Origin of the sequence: Companilactobacillus nodensis DSM 19682 = JCM 14932 = NBRC 107160 (assembly GCF_000615905.1) — a bacterium.
Classification (GTDB): domain Bacteria; phylum Bacillota; class Bacilli; order Lactobacillales; family Lactobacillaceae; genus Companilactobacillus; species Companilactobacillus nodensis.
Genome location: NZ_BAMN01000005.1, coordinates 15,830 through 31,217, shown reverse-complemented (window position 1 = coordinate 31,217; position 15,388 = coordinate 15,830). Strand labels below are relative to the sequence as shown.

Genomic DNA, 15,388 nt, shown 5'->3' with positions numbered 1-15,388 from the left:
ATGTATATTCCTGAACAACGTGACATTGTATACATTTCTTTTGATCCGTCACTTGGACACGAAATAAAAAAGAGAAGACCAGCTTTAATCGTTAGTAACAATGGATTTAATGAATCAACAGGCTTTTGTATAGTGTGTCCGATAACTAGTACACATAGAAAATTTGGAACGTATGTTGAAATTTCTGAACCGAAAATAATTTGTGGAGATATAGTAACTCATCAAATTAGGTCAGTGGATTACACCAAGAGAAGTATTGAATTTATAGAAAAATGTGATCCCGTTAGTTGGGCTAATACTTTAGCAACTATAGAAGTGTTTGTTTAGTTCGAAGCAACCATTATTATTATGGTTGCTTTTTGTGTGTCCCAAAGTGATAAGATAATCAGTATCGTTTTAAAAAAGGAGTGATGTATATCAAAAATTCATTACAGACTAGAACCATTGCCTTAATAATCGGCTTAGTTCTGAATGCTTTCGGGAATGGATTGTGTATAACTTCCAATATGGGAAGTGGAGTGTGGACCGCCGCAGCGGTCAATCTTAATATGTGGTTAGGTGTTAACGTTGGTACGATGCTGTTTGTCTTCGGTGTTGCTAATGCCTTGACCAATTTGATACTGATTAAAAAAATAGATATTAAAAGATTCGTAGCTGAAGTTTTATATATTCTATTCTTCAGCTATTTTGTAGATATATTTACGAATTTATTGACTATGGCCGGTGTTCAACACTTGCCAATGTTAGTTAGAACTTTGATTTCATTTTCTGGAGTAGCGTGTTTCTGTATCGCAATTTCTTTGTATCAGCGTGCCAATATTGTTATGCATCCTAATGATGACACGACAAATATTTTACGATTCTTGTATTTGAAGGGTAATTCAACCGCAGCCCAGATTATTGATTTCATACCACCAATATTGATCGTAGTTGTAGCATTTGTTGCGACACATAGTATTTATGCGGTAAATATTGGAACACTGTTCTCAATATTGCTGAATGGAATTTTAATCGCAGAGTCAGATAAGTTGATTTGGCCTAGTTTGAAACATAATTTTAAAACTGAGGATGTTCAGGAAGGATAATTTAATATGAAAGTAAATGTTACAGTTCCGAAGGTTAATGAATATCACGATGTTACTTTCTCGCAAGTTAAAGAACATGATACGATTCGCGAGATGCGCATGTCATTGTTAGTACCTGATACAGATGTTGCGAAGCCAGCCGTTATTTATTTCCCAGGTGGCGGGTTCACATCTGCTAATTATCATAAGTATATTCAAATGCGTACTGCCATTGCCCAGCGAGGCATAGTTGTTGCTGCGGCAGAATATCGTGCAGTACCTGATGCTTTTCCAGCTATCTTAAATGATGGCAAGAATGCTTTGGGATATTTACGTCGTAATTCCAAAAAATACGGAATCGACTCGACTAGAATTGCTGTAATGGGAGATTCTGCTGGGGGATATCTTTCTCAATTTGTTGGTACAACAGCCGAAAAGAGTGAGTACATGCCAGATACTGGTGAGGTCGCTGATACGACGGTCTCTGCAGTTGTTTCATTGTATGGGATCTCTGATCTATTAACAATTGGTAAGGGAATCGATACTGATTTTCATGCTTCACCTACTTCTACTGAGGCATTATTGGTTAATGGTGTTTCTTATGGTGAGGATACTGCGCATGCTATTACTGATGTTGAGAAGAGTGCTAAGTTCGCCAGTCCAATCAATCATGTTAAGAAAGGGTTGGCACCATTTTTATTGATGCATGGGGACGCTGATACGATTGTTTCTCCATATCAAGCTGAAGAGATGGAAGCACGTTTGAAAGAGAACGATGTTTCAGTTGATCGAGTAACTATTGAGGGTGCTAATCACGCGACTGTTGAGTGGTATCAACCGGAGGTTATTAAATTGGTTGCTGATTGGTTGGTTGAAAAACTATTTTGATGTTGGATGTCGCTTCCGATTGTCAGTGATTCCACCTGCTGTGGGACCAGCCCCAGCCTTAGTTCGGTCTGGGACTTCGACTTTAAACTTTGCTTTGCAAATCTTAAAGTTCGTCCGTTTTGTAAGGCCGGATAAATCACCAATCTAACAAAACTTTTACAGCTGGTTACATCACTGACAATCTCCAGCTATATTAAGTTAATTCATGTAATAGAATAGTTATTACGAAATTTAGTGTAGTCAGGCAGGTACTGTGTCCGTGAAGATGCAGTTAGTCAGCGAATTATGCTGGCTTACTGCATGGACGACCTTGAAGACGAGATTTTCGGCTTCAAGTCGAGACCATAGACCGTACTTTGGCCATGGTCGTTCCCCACGGATATTGTACCTGCATGGCGAAACGGCAAAAAAAGACGACGTTGAATTAAAAACTCAATATCGTCTTTTTTAATACAATCACATTGTAGCAAGGTAGTTAGACCGTCAACAAATACAAATATTGACGTGTTATTTAATTAGTTTTAAATATTTTTTCACCAAATAATTCCGCAAACATGTCGGATCTGTCACGAGACTGGTTCGACGCATCCGACTGATTCGATTTTGATAATAATTGCGCTAATAGATAGTACATATTACCGAGCATATAATGTGAATCATGTTGGGATGCAAACTCTATTCCCTGATCGACCCAAGTGATAGCATCGATATTTTTATTCAGAAGTGAGCGGGAGTAGGCAGCTAAATAAAACAAAGCAATTTGATTGGTTTCAAATCTTGCAGTATCAAAGTTACGAAAAGCATTGTTCAGGTATTCATTAGATGAATTCATCAGTCCTTTTTTAGCGAAGATTACGGCTAAGGAAGCTGACGTCAATCTATTCAAAGTTGTAAGTTTGTTTTTGGTATTATAATTTGATAAAACCAACTTAAAATTAGTTTGAGCTGCATCTAAATCGTGATCTGCTTGTAAATATGCGACACCAAGGTAATAATAATATGCTTTGGTTTGTTCATCATTGGAGATGGAATTGATGGTGGAATCTTGAAGTAAGAACTCTTTTAGTTTTTTATATTCATGATTATTACAAAGTGTAGTGATCATGTTGTTAAATTCTGCTTTAGAGCTTATCTGGTAATTGTTGTCCAGACTGATATTATCAATGTCAATTTGAAGCCTCTGACATAACAAAATCAAAATTTGTGAGTTAGGAATATACTTGCCTTTTTCAATTGAAGAGATCAATGGCTGAGTGCAGATATCTTCAGCTAGTTCTTTTTGTGACATTTTTAACGCTATTCTTTTTTCCTTGAGTATTTCACCTAGATTATTCATTTTGCCCACTTTTTCTCCATGTTATTTGATTAAAATAATGCCATATAAATTATTTTAAGGAAAGTATTAAGCCCTATTTAAGTATTTTTGTGGAAGCGGTATCATATAAATAGACATAGTTTTATCTATGTTGTATGATTGCCTATAAATCTTAGAAGGACGGAGAGTGAAGCCCATTGAAGCGAGAAGATTTGGAGGGATTGAAATTGATCCTTTCAAAATTGTACGAAACTCTTGACATGGCCCTTGAAAGTAATAAACTTGCTGGCAAGGCCATCTTGGATGTCTATAGAGAATTAGATGAGTTCAATGATGTAAACGATGGAACGTTAATATCATTGGAGGCATACTTGGGTCGACTATCATTGTTCGAGGATTTCAGATTGACTGATGAGGGAAAGAACTTCTATGAACAAATTGAAGATATAGATAAGAAGTACACTAACTCATTTTCAGTTAACAATATATTTACGGACAGTAAAAAATAAAAAGCAGGTGTATATTTATGAAAATGACAGATGATACAGAAGCAAAGAAAACTTTATCAGAATTATACACGGACATTAATAACGAAAAAGATCTTGATAAAGATGATTATACTAAGAACTTAGTATTGAGGACTTATAATCTACTTGACAAGAACTATTCATACAATTATCTATTCGGCCGATTAAAGGACGATACACAAGTTACTCGTACATTGCGCCAAATGGACGAAGGAAAAGATTACGAAGAAAAAATAAATTACCTTGCCAAAGGTGCAAATTTTGCAATTTATTAACATTTGAATAATTAGCCAAAGGTTGAAAGTCCCAAAATATACCCCATCCATTGGTATTAAAGAGATGGGGCATAAAATATTAGCTATTTTCTATTTTTAAGCATTACCAATTAACTTCGCAAAGTTATTTGGTAATGCTTTTATAAATTCATCGGAAATCGCATTTAAAATGGAAGAATCATTACCAGAATTGTTAACTAGACCATTCAATTTTACTGTTCTCCAATCTTTTCTTTGAGAGTCTTTAAAAACAGTTTATCCACATCGGGCAAAGTTCGTTTCTTACTCCAAATCAAAGTATTTGGATCGGTTAATTCAGGGGATAGTGGGCGAAAGGTTAAATCACTGTCGGCGGAAACGTCTACTAGATCGTCATATGTCAGGGCCATGCAGGCACCAGTTTTGACCAACAAACTAGCATTGAAAATTAAATTATAAGTTCCCACAAAGTTGAATTGGTCAAATAATCCTTGGCACCAATTTTTGAAATCACGGTGCTGTTTAATTTGATGGGAAACTAATAGTGGACGTCCAATCAAATCACTTGGTTGGATGTATTTTTTTGTCGTCAATTGTTCGTCCTTGCGCATCAAAATACCCCAATGGTTTTTCATCGGTAGGTCCAAAGTATTGTAGTTATTAAATTCATGTTGTCCCATGATGATGCCGAATTCTAAAATACCGCTGTCGAGTGCAGATTCAATCACGGTGTAATCACCACTATTAAAGTTGACGTGAACTTCTGGATATTTGCGAATGATATCGTGGACGGTATCCATAACACCCTGAATAGCAATGCTTTCGCCAGCTCCGATATCCAAAGTTCCACTGACGACGTCTTGCTTTTGCAAATTGTAGGTGGTTTTGTCGACTAAATCGACAATCTCGTGTGCGCGTTCTAAAAGGTAATAACCGTCTTGGGTCAGTTGAATCTGTCGCTTGCCGCGAATAAATAATTGGGTTCCAAGATTAGTTTCCAAATCAGCGATTTGGCGTGATAAAGCCGGTTGCGAGATATGCAATAAACGGGCAGCTCGGGAAATATTTTGCTCTTGTGCGATGGCGATGAAGTAGCGTAAAACTCTAACATCCATTGATATACTCCTATTATAAGAAAAAGGTATGGTTATTGATTAATGATAAGTATTTAACATTATGATAATCCCTTTGTATACTGAATTCAATTAGAGAGAGGTACTAAAAGATGAAATCGGAAATGGATGTAGGGACAGAAGCCTACGAACAAATCGAAAAGGTCAATCGCCGCAACCAAATGTTAGTGCAACAGTTAAATGATTCGCCACATACGCGACCGGAGATTCGTGAATTTGTCAGTCAAATTACTAATGAAAAAATTGATGAGACAACTGAAATTAGATTGCCATTTTATACTGACTTTGGGCAAAATCTGCATATAGGTAAAAATGTTTATATCAGCAGTTGTTCGATGTTCGTTGATCTCGGCGGGATTTATATTGGCGACAATGTTTTGATTGGACCTAATGTCACAATTACATCTGTTAATCATCGTACTAATCCTGATAATAGACGTCATTTGGATTTTGAATCAGTCTATATTCACGACAATGCTTGGTTGGGTGCGAATGCTACTGTCACACCAGGAACGATTATCGGTGAAAATGCCATCGTCGCTGCGGGTGCAGTTGTGACAAAAAATGTCCCTGCCAATACTGTGGTGGGTGGTGTACCGGCCCGCATCATTAAAACAATTAAGGAGTGATTTTATGAGTTTAAAAGATAAAGTAGTTGTAATTATGGGAGCATCAAGTGGTATCGGTGCTGCTACTGCCAATTTATTAGCTAGTAAAGGTGCTAAGCTAAGTATTGCAGCCCGTAGATTGGATCGTTTGGAAGAGATAAAGAATCAGAATCCTGATGCTAAAATAAAAACTTTTAAAGCTGATGTAACCAAGGCTGAGGAAGTCGAAAAAGTAATTGCCGACACGGTTGCAGAGTATGGTCGAGTTGATGTGTTATTTAACAATGCCGGAATTATGCCAGTCAATAATTTAGACCAATTAGCTCACGACGAATGGCAAAATATGTTAGATATTAATGTTAAAGGTGTTTTGAATGGTATCGCTGCAACTTTGCCAGTTATGAAGAAGCAAAAGAGTGGTCATATTATTACCACTTCATCAGTTTTAGGGTATGAAGTTCTACCTGGCTATGCTGCTTACTCAGGAACTAAATATGCAGTTCGTGCAATTATGGAAGGTTTGCGTCAAGAAGAGCGTACAAGCAATATCAAGACGACCATCATTGCCCCTGGATCAGTTAGGACCGAATTATTCAATTCAATCAATAATAAAGAAGTTCGTGAGGGACTTGAATCGGCCATGAAACAGCCCGGTTCTAAAATGATGGCTTTACAGCCAGAGGAAATCGCTCAAGCAGTTGCCTTTGCCATTGATACACCAGCAAATATGGCCGTCAACGAGATGGTAATTCGCCCAACTGGACAAGAAGTTTAAAAATAAAAAATTAGGAGAAATTATATGTCAATTTTTGATGAAACAATCACTTTAAATAATGGAGTAAAGATTCCTAAGTTAGCTTTAGGTGTCTGGGAAATTCCTGATGATCAAGTTGCTGATGCAGTTAAAAGCGCACTTGATATTGGTTATCGTCACATCGATACAGCTCAAGCTTATAACAATGAACGTGGTGTCGGCGAAGGGGTTTCAAATAGTAGTGTCAGTCGTGACCAAATTTTTGTAAACTCAAAAGTTGCTGCTGAAATTAAGAATTATGATGAAGCTAAACAATCAATTGATGAAACTCTGAACAAGATGGGCTTGGATTATTTGGATATGATGATTATTCATAATCCTCAACCATGGATCGAAGTTAACCAAGGCAATGACCGTCACTTTGAGGGAAATTTGGAAACATGGCGTGCGATGGAAGATGCTGTCAAAGCTGGTAAATTGAAGACTATCGGTGTTTCAAGTTTTGATAAAGAAGATTTGGACAACTTGATTAAAAACAGTGCTACTAAGCCGGCTGTTAACCAAGTCCAGATCCATATCGGCGATACACCAATGGATATTATCAAGTATTCTCAAGCCAATGATATTGCTGTTGAGGCATTCTCACCAGTTGCTCACGGGGCTGCGATGAATGATGAACGGATTAAAAAGATGGCTGAAAAGTATCATGTCAGTGTGCCACAATTGTGTATCCGTTATGACTGGCAATTGAACGTTATCGTTTTACCTAAATCAGCTAATCCTGAGCATATGAAATCTAATGCTGAAATTGATTTTGAAATTTCAGCCGAAGATATGAATACTTTGATGAAAATTGATCAAATGAATTATGGTACGGCTAGCGTTTATCCTGTATTTGGTGGAAAGCTATAAAATAGGGCTGTAACCCTCTGACTAAGGTAGTATTATATAGTAGGAAAAAAGGAGAAAACATTTTAGTTTTCTCCTTTTTGCGTTATTTAAAGTAGTCTTGATAATCATAAATGTAATTTTGAATTGTTCTTGGTGCGTGGCCTAGTACTTTGGCTGCTGTATCAGTAACTTCTTTGGCATTGCCAAGTTGTGTTATCAAGTAAAGCATGACCATTACATTGACGAAATCCTTTTTGATACCACGTTTTAACATTACTTTTCTAAACTTCAAAAGGCTAGGTTTGCTGTAAGTTATTTCTGTTCCTAGAACTTTGGTCATAATTTTGGCAATTTCTTGATAAGATAAAGCTGCCGGACCAGTGATATTTAGTTTTTGGTTGAGATATTTGTCGTTCATTAGAGCAATGCTGGCGACTTCACCAATATCACGTGTGTCGATGAAACTTGTTCTGGCGTTTCCAGCAGGGATGAATAAATCATGATTCTTTTGAATATCCTCACGGTGTGTCGTATTGAGATTTTGCATGAAGAAACTTGGACGTATGAAAGTGTATGGAATCTTCAAATCGAGAATCATCTGTTCAATTTTATGGTGTGGAGTCATGGGATTCTTTTCAACGCCAATCAAAGAGACGAAGACAATTTGTTGAACTTGTTTTTGTTTGGCAAAGCTTAGAAATGGCAACATATCTTGTTTTGGTTTTGCCAGTTGTGGAGGGCGAACGAAGAATACTTTATTTACACCGTCAAAAGCAGCTTCAAAAGTTGATGGATCTAGGAAATCAAAATGTTTGATTTTTACATTACTCAAGCCTTCAAATTTTGCCTGAGTTTTTTGTATATTGTGTGTTCCAGCTACGATTTGAACGTCTTGCTGATTTAAATATTTAATTAGCGGATAACCGATATTACCCGTACCACCAATTACTAAAATTTTATCTGTCATAATTTATATGCTCCAGTTTCATTAATATCTTTATTATAAACGAATTTAAATAAGTACTGTATAAAATAGAAATTGTTTTCAATCTCAGCTATTATTAAAATAAGGGATTAAACAATAATTCGATTTGCTCAGTTTATGAAAAGAATATAAATAAAAAATTCATCTTAGGAAAGTGCTTATGAAAAGACAATCGGAGTTAGAAATAATTTGGCCTGAGTTTTACCATAGTGATGATATTGAAATTCTAGATGATTATTCAAGAACAGAAATCAAACTTATTATTAACAGTTTTTTTAAAATTATGGAAAAGGTCGGCTATGAAAGTATTGGTGCGTGGGGTAGTCAGGAGATTTTTGACGTTTTGGGTTATGTAGCGACTGAAACTGAAAAGGATGGTACCAATAAGGCAGCTGACATATTTGTGAAATCTTATAACATGATTGGTGCTTTCTTAGGTTTTGCAGCCAAGAAAAATTTAATTCCAATTACATATAAAGAATTGGACTATCTACTTATTGAATTCGAAAGACAAGTTCCACTGCTTAATGGTGGAGAATCTGAAACTGAAGTTGCAGATTCTTTTGATGAGCAAGTTGATCAGTCGTTATTGCCAGAGTGGAGGGAATATACGGCTAACGAAATTTCCGGATATACTAAGGCTTGGGTCAGATTGTACATGAATAGTCCAGCATGGAAAAAGAGAACTAAAGGCGTTACGAAAATCATTGTCAGTGTTTCCATGCAAGTTTTGTCTGAAAAGGCTTATGACATTTATCGAAAAACACCGAAGTCATGGACCAAGAAGGCAATTCATGGAATTTTAACAAACTTTTTTGTTAGTAATGTTGATTTTACGGTCAAACAGTATAAGTATGTTGTTCCAGCCTTAACTGGATTATTAAATTTTTTGGCTACTAAATGTTTGATAAATGCTAAACGTGTCGAAAACTACAATCGATATTTGGTAGCTAGTGAGGCGGAAATGTTTGAATTGGCTGAGAATCCCGAAAATTTTGGACTGGCAAAAACAGCTATGATAAATATGCGGAAACAGGGTATTGATCTTAATGATGATGAAGCCATTCAAAATTATATGGAGCAAGTAAATCTAAGTCAGGGAGTGGGAAATCTAAAACTCAATCATTCTGAGGGAATCAATCTTGATAATGTTAGAAGTCTTAGCAATGGCCAAATGAAGAAGGCAGTTGAGCAATATGACCCTAGTCCGGATATGACAAACTATTATTTAACTTGTGAACATTTGGATACTAGAGGGGAAAATATCTGGAGTGAGGCTGATAGATTACATAAGCTCGGAGTATATTATGGTATAAAGTTATGGCTGAAGAGATCGAAATATAAATTACCTGATTATCTTACGGTAGAGAGTACCATTGGACCAGTTAGTAGTTAATGATTTGGTGGCACCTGAACAATGGGGGATTTGGACTTGGGAAACTTTTGTCGACTGGTTAAAAGAGGACCAAGATAATGATCGATATGGTGACATTACAGTCGTATTGCAGGCTCTCGTATTGATGTTGGCTGATGATAAAGTTCTATCAGTAGAGGTTTCAAAAAGTATTATCCAAAGTTTACAGGCCGATATAATTTCATTTGAGCGGATTCGAACCTATAAAAATTTTAAGAATTCTATTGAACCAGACAAAGACTAGAATTTCTCGATGTTATATTGAGAAGCTCTGGTTTTTTTTAATATCAGAATTGGATTTAAAAAAGTTTAGAACTTTCCAACAAACAAGACTAAAATAATCATAATTTATTAGAAAAAGGATGATAAAAAATGGATGTCGAAATAAAACGTGATGGCTTAACTTTGCGAGGAACTTTCAATAAACCTGCTGCTACCAAATTCAATCTGGTGATTCTGATGCATGGCTTCACTTCAAATCGCGGAGTTGATCCAGATCAGTTGTTGTATCAATTAGCAAAACGCTTTGAGGAAAAAGGTTTGGCAACGTTACGGTTTGATTTTAATGGTCATGGTCAATCGGATGGAAAGTTTGTCGACATGACTGTTTTAAATGAAATTGGTGATGCTAAAGCTATCTTGGATTATGCAAGACAAATCGAAGGTGTCAAAAAAATTTATCTATTAGGTCACTCACAAGGTGGAGTTGTGGCCAGCATGATTGCCGGTTATTATCCCGAAAAAATTGCTAAGCTGGCTTTATTGGCTCCGGCTGCAACGTTGAAAGATGATGCATTGAAGGGTGATACACAGGGGTTCACCTACGATCCACACAATATTCCGGACGCATTGCCAATCAAGAAAGACTTAACCTTAGGTGGATTTTATCTCAGAACAGCGCAGACTTTGCCAATTTATGAAATTGCTAAAGAATATCATGGTCCTGTTTGTTTAATTCACGGATTGAAGGATACGGTTGTTGATAAGATTGCCTCAACACGTTACGATGACGTTTATACCAATGATACTTTGCATTTGTTGGATGATGCTGACCATGGCTTTGGAATCGGAAACTCTCGGGCAGAAGCTTTGAACATTGCTACTGACTTTTTCTTAAATTAGGTAAATTTCTTCAACTATTATCACCTACTATTAAGGTAAAGGTCACTACAGGAGAATTCCAATGAATAAAAAAATATTGCAAGATTATTATTAATAGGCAAGAATTTTCTAAGCTCACAGATTATCCTAGTGAGATTGTTGAATTCATATTGGATAATTTTTTTCAGTGAAATGGATGATTTTGGTGTCCCGTATGTAATCAACAGTGGCTTTTTATATTACGAATCGTACAGTGAGGATGCTTTAATTGTTATATATTTCTATGGTGGTTAAATAAGGGCGTGAATTACTATATTTGTTCACTATAGAAGGTAAGATTATGAAAAAGAAATTATGGGGTTTACTAGTAGCAATGCTAGCTTTCTTATTCATAGCTGGCTGTGGCGCTGAGAAAAAGGCAACTGCAAAGACAGCCAAGCCTGAAGAAAGTATTCAGACAGTTAACTATCAAACTTTAACTAAGGATGAAAAAAAGGATGTTGAATTCAAATTCAAGACTACAAATGATTCGTATGGTTATGCCGTCGATATGATAGTCAAAAATGATACTGACAAGAATGTGAAATTCAATCTATCCCGTTTCATGATGATGGATCCCAAGGACCCAGATTTCCAAATCAACTCAAGTCTCAAGAAAGAAATTACACTTAAATCTGAAGATGAGATAAAAGTTGATAAATTATTCGAGAATCTTTCTAAGTCTGATTTCGAGAGATCAGGTTCTTACTATTATCTAAGTAAAAATTATCGTTTGGCTTACTTAAAAGATACTTCGGGACTAGATGCTCAGGAAGGTAGTTCAGAACAAGCGGCGACACCTGCTGGGACTGCATCATCTACTGCAACCGTGAGCGTTGCTCCAAGCACATTGCAAAAGAGTAGTGCTTCAAGTGCCACACCTGCTAAGGCAAGTACAGCATCACAATCATCAACTAGTTCTCAACGTATTATTACTAATTCATATCAAGCTGTAGCATTGTACAAGCACTCAATGGCATTGGGCGGTCGTAATGATATCATGGCTACACCAGTTGATGGTGGATTCAATGTTTATAGCAATACTGATCCATCCATTAGTGCCTTTATTGCCTATGATGGCAATGTGGCTTCTGATGGTGACGTCACACCTTATTCACAGGCCGCAAAGCAAACGTACAACGACCAACCTGGTGATGAGCAATTTAATCCAAGCAAATATTAAAAAATAAAGCCACTGTTGGAAACATCACAGTGGTTTTTTAGTTAGTTCTCAAAATGATAGAATAACCATATAACTTCTTTCACATAAGGAGAACAATATGGACAATTTAGAACTATTAATTCAACAATTACAGGCGATTGCACAATCTGGTAAACACTATGGTAAGGATGTCTTCGATATAGAACGTTACAACCAACTAGAAGAAGTTGCCAAAAAATTGACTGGTAAACTTACTGGAGCCAATCCAGAACAGTTAAATGTGTTCTTCGATTCTGATAACGGCTACGTAACGCCAAAAGTCGATGTTCGTGCAGTAACATTTAACAGTGAAGGAAAGATATTGTTAGTTAACGAAAAACGTGGCAATACTTGGTCAATTCCCGGTGGTTGGGCGGATATTGGTTATTCAATAGGTGAGATTGCGGTCAAAGAAACGCATGAAGAGGCTGGAATTCACGTTACACCAAAACGTTTGATAGCCGTTAGAGATATGCATAAGCATGATTATGCCCAAAAGAATCTTAGTTACATTTATAAGAATATTATTGAATGCGTACCCGATAATAATAAGTTAACCGATGTGGATAATTCAGAAACTGATGCTGCTGAATATTTCACATTGGATGAAGCTTTGAAGTTGAATCTGTCATTAAGCAGAAATCTTCCTGAAGATTTAAAAATGGCATTCGAATGCATAATAGTACAGTTTGGGAAACGGTTTTTGATTAATCACACAATGTTTCTTTGAGTTCAGAAGGATCAATATTAGCCAATCCCCAGTCACAGATAACGTCAACGACTGGAATTAAGGATTGGCCCTTTTTTGTGAGATTATATTCGACATGTAGTGGTTGTTCGTGGAAATCGTGTCGTTCAACTAGTCCCGCGTCGATCATTTGTTGAATTTGTTCAGCCAATATTTTGTGAGTGATTGGTTTCATATTACGCTCTAAAGTATTAAATCTTGAGTGTTCATTACCGTTTAGTTGGTATAAAATTCTAATCTTCCATTTTCCACGGATTAATTGCATTGTTGCATCGAATTCATTTGCGTACATTTATATATTCCTCGATTTTTTCTGCACTTTGAAATGAGCTACAAAAATCAAATGCCTCCGCTTAGCTACGATTAACAAAGGATACACAAACCGTATCAATTATTAATCTAGGCTATGCTCAGCATTTCCCGATTTTTTCCACTCTCTGTTGAAACGAGCTACAAAAGCCAAATTTCTGCGCCTACTACGAATAACCGATGTGTCACTTTGTGCCACAACGTTAATTCTAGGTAGTGCTCAAAATTTCCCGGCTTTTTTCGCTCTCTGTCCTAGTAACCAAAAAGTGCGTACTTTTCAATTTGCATCTCAGTCTATAATAAGAAATCGTTGAAATCAATTATTAGAAGGAAGTATAAATATAAATGAAAAAATTAATTGTTATTACAGGTGCAAGTTCAGGTTTTGGTGCTGCTATGGCACGTTTGTTCAATGAAAATGATTATCCACTATTATTACTTGGACGTCGTACTGAAAAAATTGAAGCTTTGAATTTGTCAGGTGAGATTATGATCAGACACGCTGATGTGACGGATCAAGATGAATTATCTAAGGCAATTCATGAAGCCGAAGCAAAGTACGGTGCTACTGATTTGCTTATCAATAATGCTGGAGTTATGTTACTTGGCAACGTGTGGAAGCAATCATCAAAGGAATGGCAAACTATGCTTGATACAAATGTCATGGGAGTACTAAATGGTATGCAAATTGTTCTTCCAGAAATGAAAGAAAATCATCACGGTACTATCATCAATATTTCTTCAATTGCTGGATTCAAGGCATTCCAAAATCACGCTGCTTATGTTGCTAGCAAGTTTGGTGTTCATGGCTTGAGCGAGACAGTTCGTCAAGAAGTTTCAGGTGAGAATGTTCGTGTAATGTTAGTTGCTCCAGGTGCTGCAGAGACAGAATTGTTGACCCACGTTACAGATGACAAAGCATTGAGTGAATACGAAGAATGGAAACAATCAATGGGTGGAATTACTTTGGACCCTAAACATGTTGCAGAGACAGTTAAGTTCATGTATGAAATGCCACAAGAAGTAAATATTCGTGAAGTTGATATTGCTGCCACTGCACAAGATAATTAGAGCGTGTCAAAAAGCGGGGATTGTTGTTTTTTTGTAAACGTGTTTAGAGCATGTGTAGTTGAGAAGAGGTTCTCGGCTTTTTTGATATATAAGAACTCTTATTATCTACATTGGATGATTCTTGCTATATTTTCCTTAAATCGATAAGGAGCGTATAACATGCAAGCAATCATACAAGACACATTTAATGGAATTTCAGATTTGAAAATAAAAGTGGTATCTGACCCAAAATCCGGTCCGCTGTCAGCAATAATAAAAACAAAGTACACTCCGGTATTACCATACGATTGGCGAACCGAAAGTGGTGAATTAAAGAATATTCGGCCAGTTAAATTGCCAATTGTAATTGGCTATGGATTTGCGGGAATAGTGGATAATGTTGGTAGTTTAAGAAATAAAAGTTTGATTGGTAAAAAAGTAATTGGGGCTTCACTATCTGGATCAGCAAGTACAATAGTAGATTCACGAATTCCACCAATATTATTTCCAGTTCCAGATAATGTAGAATTGTCTGATGCAGCAACGATAATTGGTGGTGCTGATACAGCATTAGGAATTATCAAAAAAGCAAATATTAATTCTGAGGATGTCGTTTTAATAACTGGCGCATCTGGAGGTATTGGAACTTATTTAATACAATTATTGAAGTTACGAGGTGTGAAAGTGATTGCGGTTGGTCACAGTTCTAATGTTGAATTTTTGAAGATGATTGGAGCAGATGTAGTAATAGACTATACGGGCGACGTCAATGAACAACTTTTGGTTAGCCTTGATATTACTCAAGTGATTGATACCGCTGGTAATGTGAGAATACTAGATGAAATTTCCTCTGTCTTCCCTGATCTACCAATTATTTCTATTGCAATGAATTATTTTAATTCAAATAAGTTTAGTTTTATTCAACCGAATATCTTACCCAAAGATTATATGAAGCTGTTGAATATGTTATCTGTCGGAGAGTTGCATGCCTATATCCAAGAAGTGTTTAATTTTAGGGATGTTGTTGAGGCACAAACTTTATCTAAAGATTCGCACTCACAAGGAAGGATATTATTAAAATGGAACAACTAATTATATTTTTCTTTA

18 protein-coding genes and 1 pseudogene are annotated in these 15,388 nt (G+C 36.4%); 15 read left to right on the top strand and 4 right to left on the bottom strand.

All coding sequences use genetic code 11. The features are described 5' to 3' along the window. From JCM14932_RS04850 to JCM14932_RS14530, 3 genes are all read left to right on the top strand, one after another. Entirely contained in the window at positions 1–327 is a 327-nt protein-coding gene (locus JCM14932_RS04850; RefSeq protein ID WP_025023893.1) for a type II toxin-antitoxin system PemK/MazF family toxin, read from the top strand. An 83-nt stretch (positions 328–410) separates the two neighbouring features. Further along, positions 411–1,085, top strand: coding sequence for a DUF6198 family protein (locus JCM14932_RS14535; RefSeq protein ID WP_051528065.1), 675 nt, complete (start codon positions 411–413; stop codon positions 1,083–1,085). Between the two features lie 6 nt (positions 1,086–1,091). Beyond that, the gene (locus tag JCM14932_RS14530) at positions 1,092–1,952 is read left to right on the top strand and encodes an alpha/beta hydrolase (protein ID WP_051528064.1); all 861 of its coding nucleotides are present in this window, start codon (positions 1,092–1,094) and stop codon (positions 1,950–1,952) included. A gap of 511 nt (positions 1,953–2,463) precedes the next feature. On the opposite strand, the gene JCM14932_RS04835 is transcribed toward JCM14932_RS14530, so the two are convergent. Beyond that, the gene (locus JCM14932_RS04835; RefSeq protein ID WP_025023892.1) at positions 2,464–3,288 is read right to left on the bottom strand and encodes a helix-turn-helix domain-containing protein; all 825 of its coding nucleotides are present in this window, start codon (positions 3,286–3,288) and stop codon (positions 2,464–2,466) included. A 206-nt stretch (positions 3,289–3,494) separates the two neighbouring features. Between JCM14932_RS04835 and JCM14932_RS04830 the strand changes: the two genes are divergently transcribed. Beyond that, the gene (locus JCM14932_RS04830; RefSeq protein ID WP_061778448.1) at positions 3,495–3,776 is read left to right on the top strand and encodes a hypothetical protein; all 282 of its coding nucleotides are present in this window, start codon (positions 3,495–3,497) and stop codon (positions 3,774–3,776) included. Between the two features lie 17 nt (positions 3,777–3,793). Then, positions 3,794–4,069, top strand: coding sequence for a hypothetical protein (locus JCM14932_RS04825; RefSeq protein ID WP_025023890.1), 276 nt, complete (start codon positions 3,794–3,796; stop codon positions 4,067–4,069). A gap of 212 nt (positions 4,070–4,281) precedes the next feature. Here the strand turns inward: JCM14932_RS04825 and JCM14932_RS04815 are convergent, their stop codons facing one another. Next, on the bottom strand, positions 4,282–5,163 hold the full coding sequence (locus JCM14932_RS04815) for a LysR family transcriptional regulator (RefSeq protein WP_025023889.1): 882 nt from the start codon (positions 5,161–5,163) through the stop codon (positions 4,282–4,284). A gap of 110 nt (positions 5,164–5,273) precedes the next feature. On the opposite strand from JCM14932_RS04815, the gene JCM14932_RS04810 reads away from it, so the two are divergent. Genes JCM14932_RS04810 through JCM14932_RS04800 form a run of 3 tightly spaced genes read left to right on the top strand, consistent with a single transcriptional unit; the run spans position 5,274 to position 7,455 of the window. Beyond that, positions 5,274–5,810 carry a DapH/DapD/GlmU-related protein gene (locus JCM14932_RS04810; RefSeq protein ID WP_025023888.1) on the top strand — a complete coding sequence of 179 codons (537 nt, stop codon included), beginning with the start codon at positions 5,274–5,276 and terminating at the stop codon, positions 5,808–5,810. A gap of 4 nt (positions 5,811–5,814) precedes the next feature. Next, positions 5,815–6,564: an SDR family oxidoreductase gene (locus tag JCM14932_RS04805; RefSeq protein WP_025023887.1), complete on the top strand. Its 750-nt coding sequence runs from the start codon at positions 5,815–5,817 to the stop codon at positions 6,562–6,564. Between the two features lie 24 nt (positions 6,565–6,588). After that, positions 6,589–7,455 (top strand): aldo/keto reductase, encoded by an 867-nt coding sequence (locus JCM14932_RS04800; RefSeq protein ID WP_025023886.1) that lies wholly within the window; start codon positions 6,589–6,591, stop codon positions 7,453–7,455. A gap of 82 nt (positions 7,456–7,537) precedes the next feature. Here the strand turns inward: JCM14932_RS04800 and JCM14932_RS04795 are convergent, their stop codons facing one another. Then, positions 7,538–8,401: an SDR family oxidoreductase gene (locus tag JCM14932_RS04795; RefSeq protein WP_025023885.1), complete on the bottom strand. Its 864-nt coding sequence runs from the start codon at positions 8,399–8,401 to the stop codon at positions 7,538–7,540. A gap of 178 nt (positions 8,402–8,579) precedes the next feature. Here JCM14932_RS04795 and JCM14932_RS04790 point away from each other — a divergent pair, with 178 nt between their 5' ends. The 5 genes and pseudogenes from JCM14932_RS04790 to JCM14932_RS14525 all read left to right on the top strand — a co-directional run bounded on the left by JCM14932_RS04790 (position 8,580) and on the right by JCM14932_RS14525 (position 12,885). Further along, entirely contained in the window at positions 8,580–9,815 is a 1,236-nt protein-coding gene (locus JCM14932_RS04790; RefSeq protein WP_025023884.1) for a hypothetical protein, read from the top strand. Then, complete coding sequence (locus tag JCM14932_RS04785; RefSeq protein WP_025023883.1) at positions 9,796–10,077, top strand: hypothetical protein; 282 nt, start codon at positions 9,796–9,798, stop codon at positions 10,075–10,077. Before JCM14932_RS04790 ends, JCM14932_RS04785 begins: the two co-directional genes overlap by 20 nt. Positions 10,078–10,205: 128 nt before the next feature. Further along, a complete protein-coding gene (locus JCM14932_RS04780; RefSeq protein WP_025023882.1) occupies positions 10,206–10,955 on the top strand; it encodes an alpha/beta hydrolase in 750 nt (249 codons plus the stop codon). A gap of 319 nt (positions 10,956–11,274) precedes the next feature. Beyond that, complete coding sequence (locus JCM14932_RS04775) at positions 11,275–12,156, top strand: hypothetical protein (protein WP_025023881.1); 882 nt, start codon at positions 11,275–11,277, stop codon at positions 12,154–12,156. 97 nt (positions 12,157–12,253) lie between these two features. Next, positions 12,254–12,885, top strand: a pseudogene (locus tag JCM14932_RS14525) (NUDIX hydrolase). Here the strand turns inward: JCM14932_RS14525 and JCM14932_RS14520 are convergent. Beyond that, a complete protein-coding gene (locus tag JCM14932_RS14520; protein ID WP_034542607.1) occupies positions 12,882–13,214 on the bottom strand; it encodes a winged helix-turn-helix transcriptional regulator in 333 nt (110 codons plus the stop codon). The pseudogene JCM14932_RS14525 and the gene JCM14932_RS14520 overlap by 4 nt on opposite strands. Positions 13,215–13,576: 362 nt before the next feature. Here JCM14932_RS14520 and JCM14932_RS04760 point away from each other — a divergent pair, with 362 nt between their 5' ends. Together JCM14932_RS04760 and JCM14932_RS04755 are read left to right on the top strand one after the other, a co-directional pair. After that, complete coding sequence (locus JCM14932_RS04760; protein ID WP_025023880.1) at positions 13,577–14,302, top strand: SDR family oxidoreductase; 726 nt, start codon at positions 13,577–13,579, stop codon at positions 14,300–14,302. 159 nt (positions 14,303–14,461) lie between these two features. After that, entirely contained in the window at positions 14,462–15,373 is a 912-nt protein-coding gene (locus tag JCM14932_RS04755; protein WP_025023879.1) for a zinc-binding dehydrogenase, read from the top strand. The last annotated feature ends 15 nt before the right edge of the window (positions 15,374–15,388 follow it).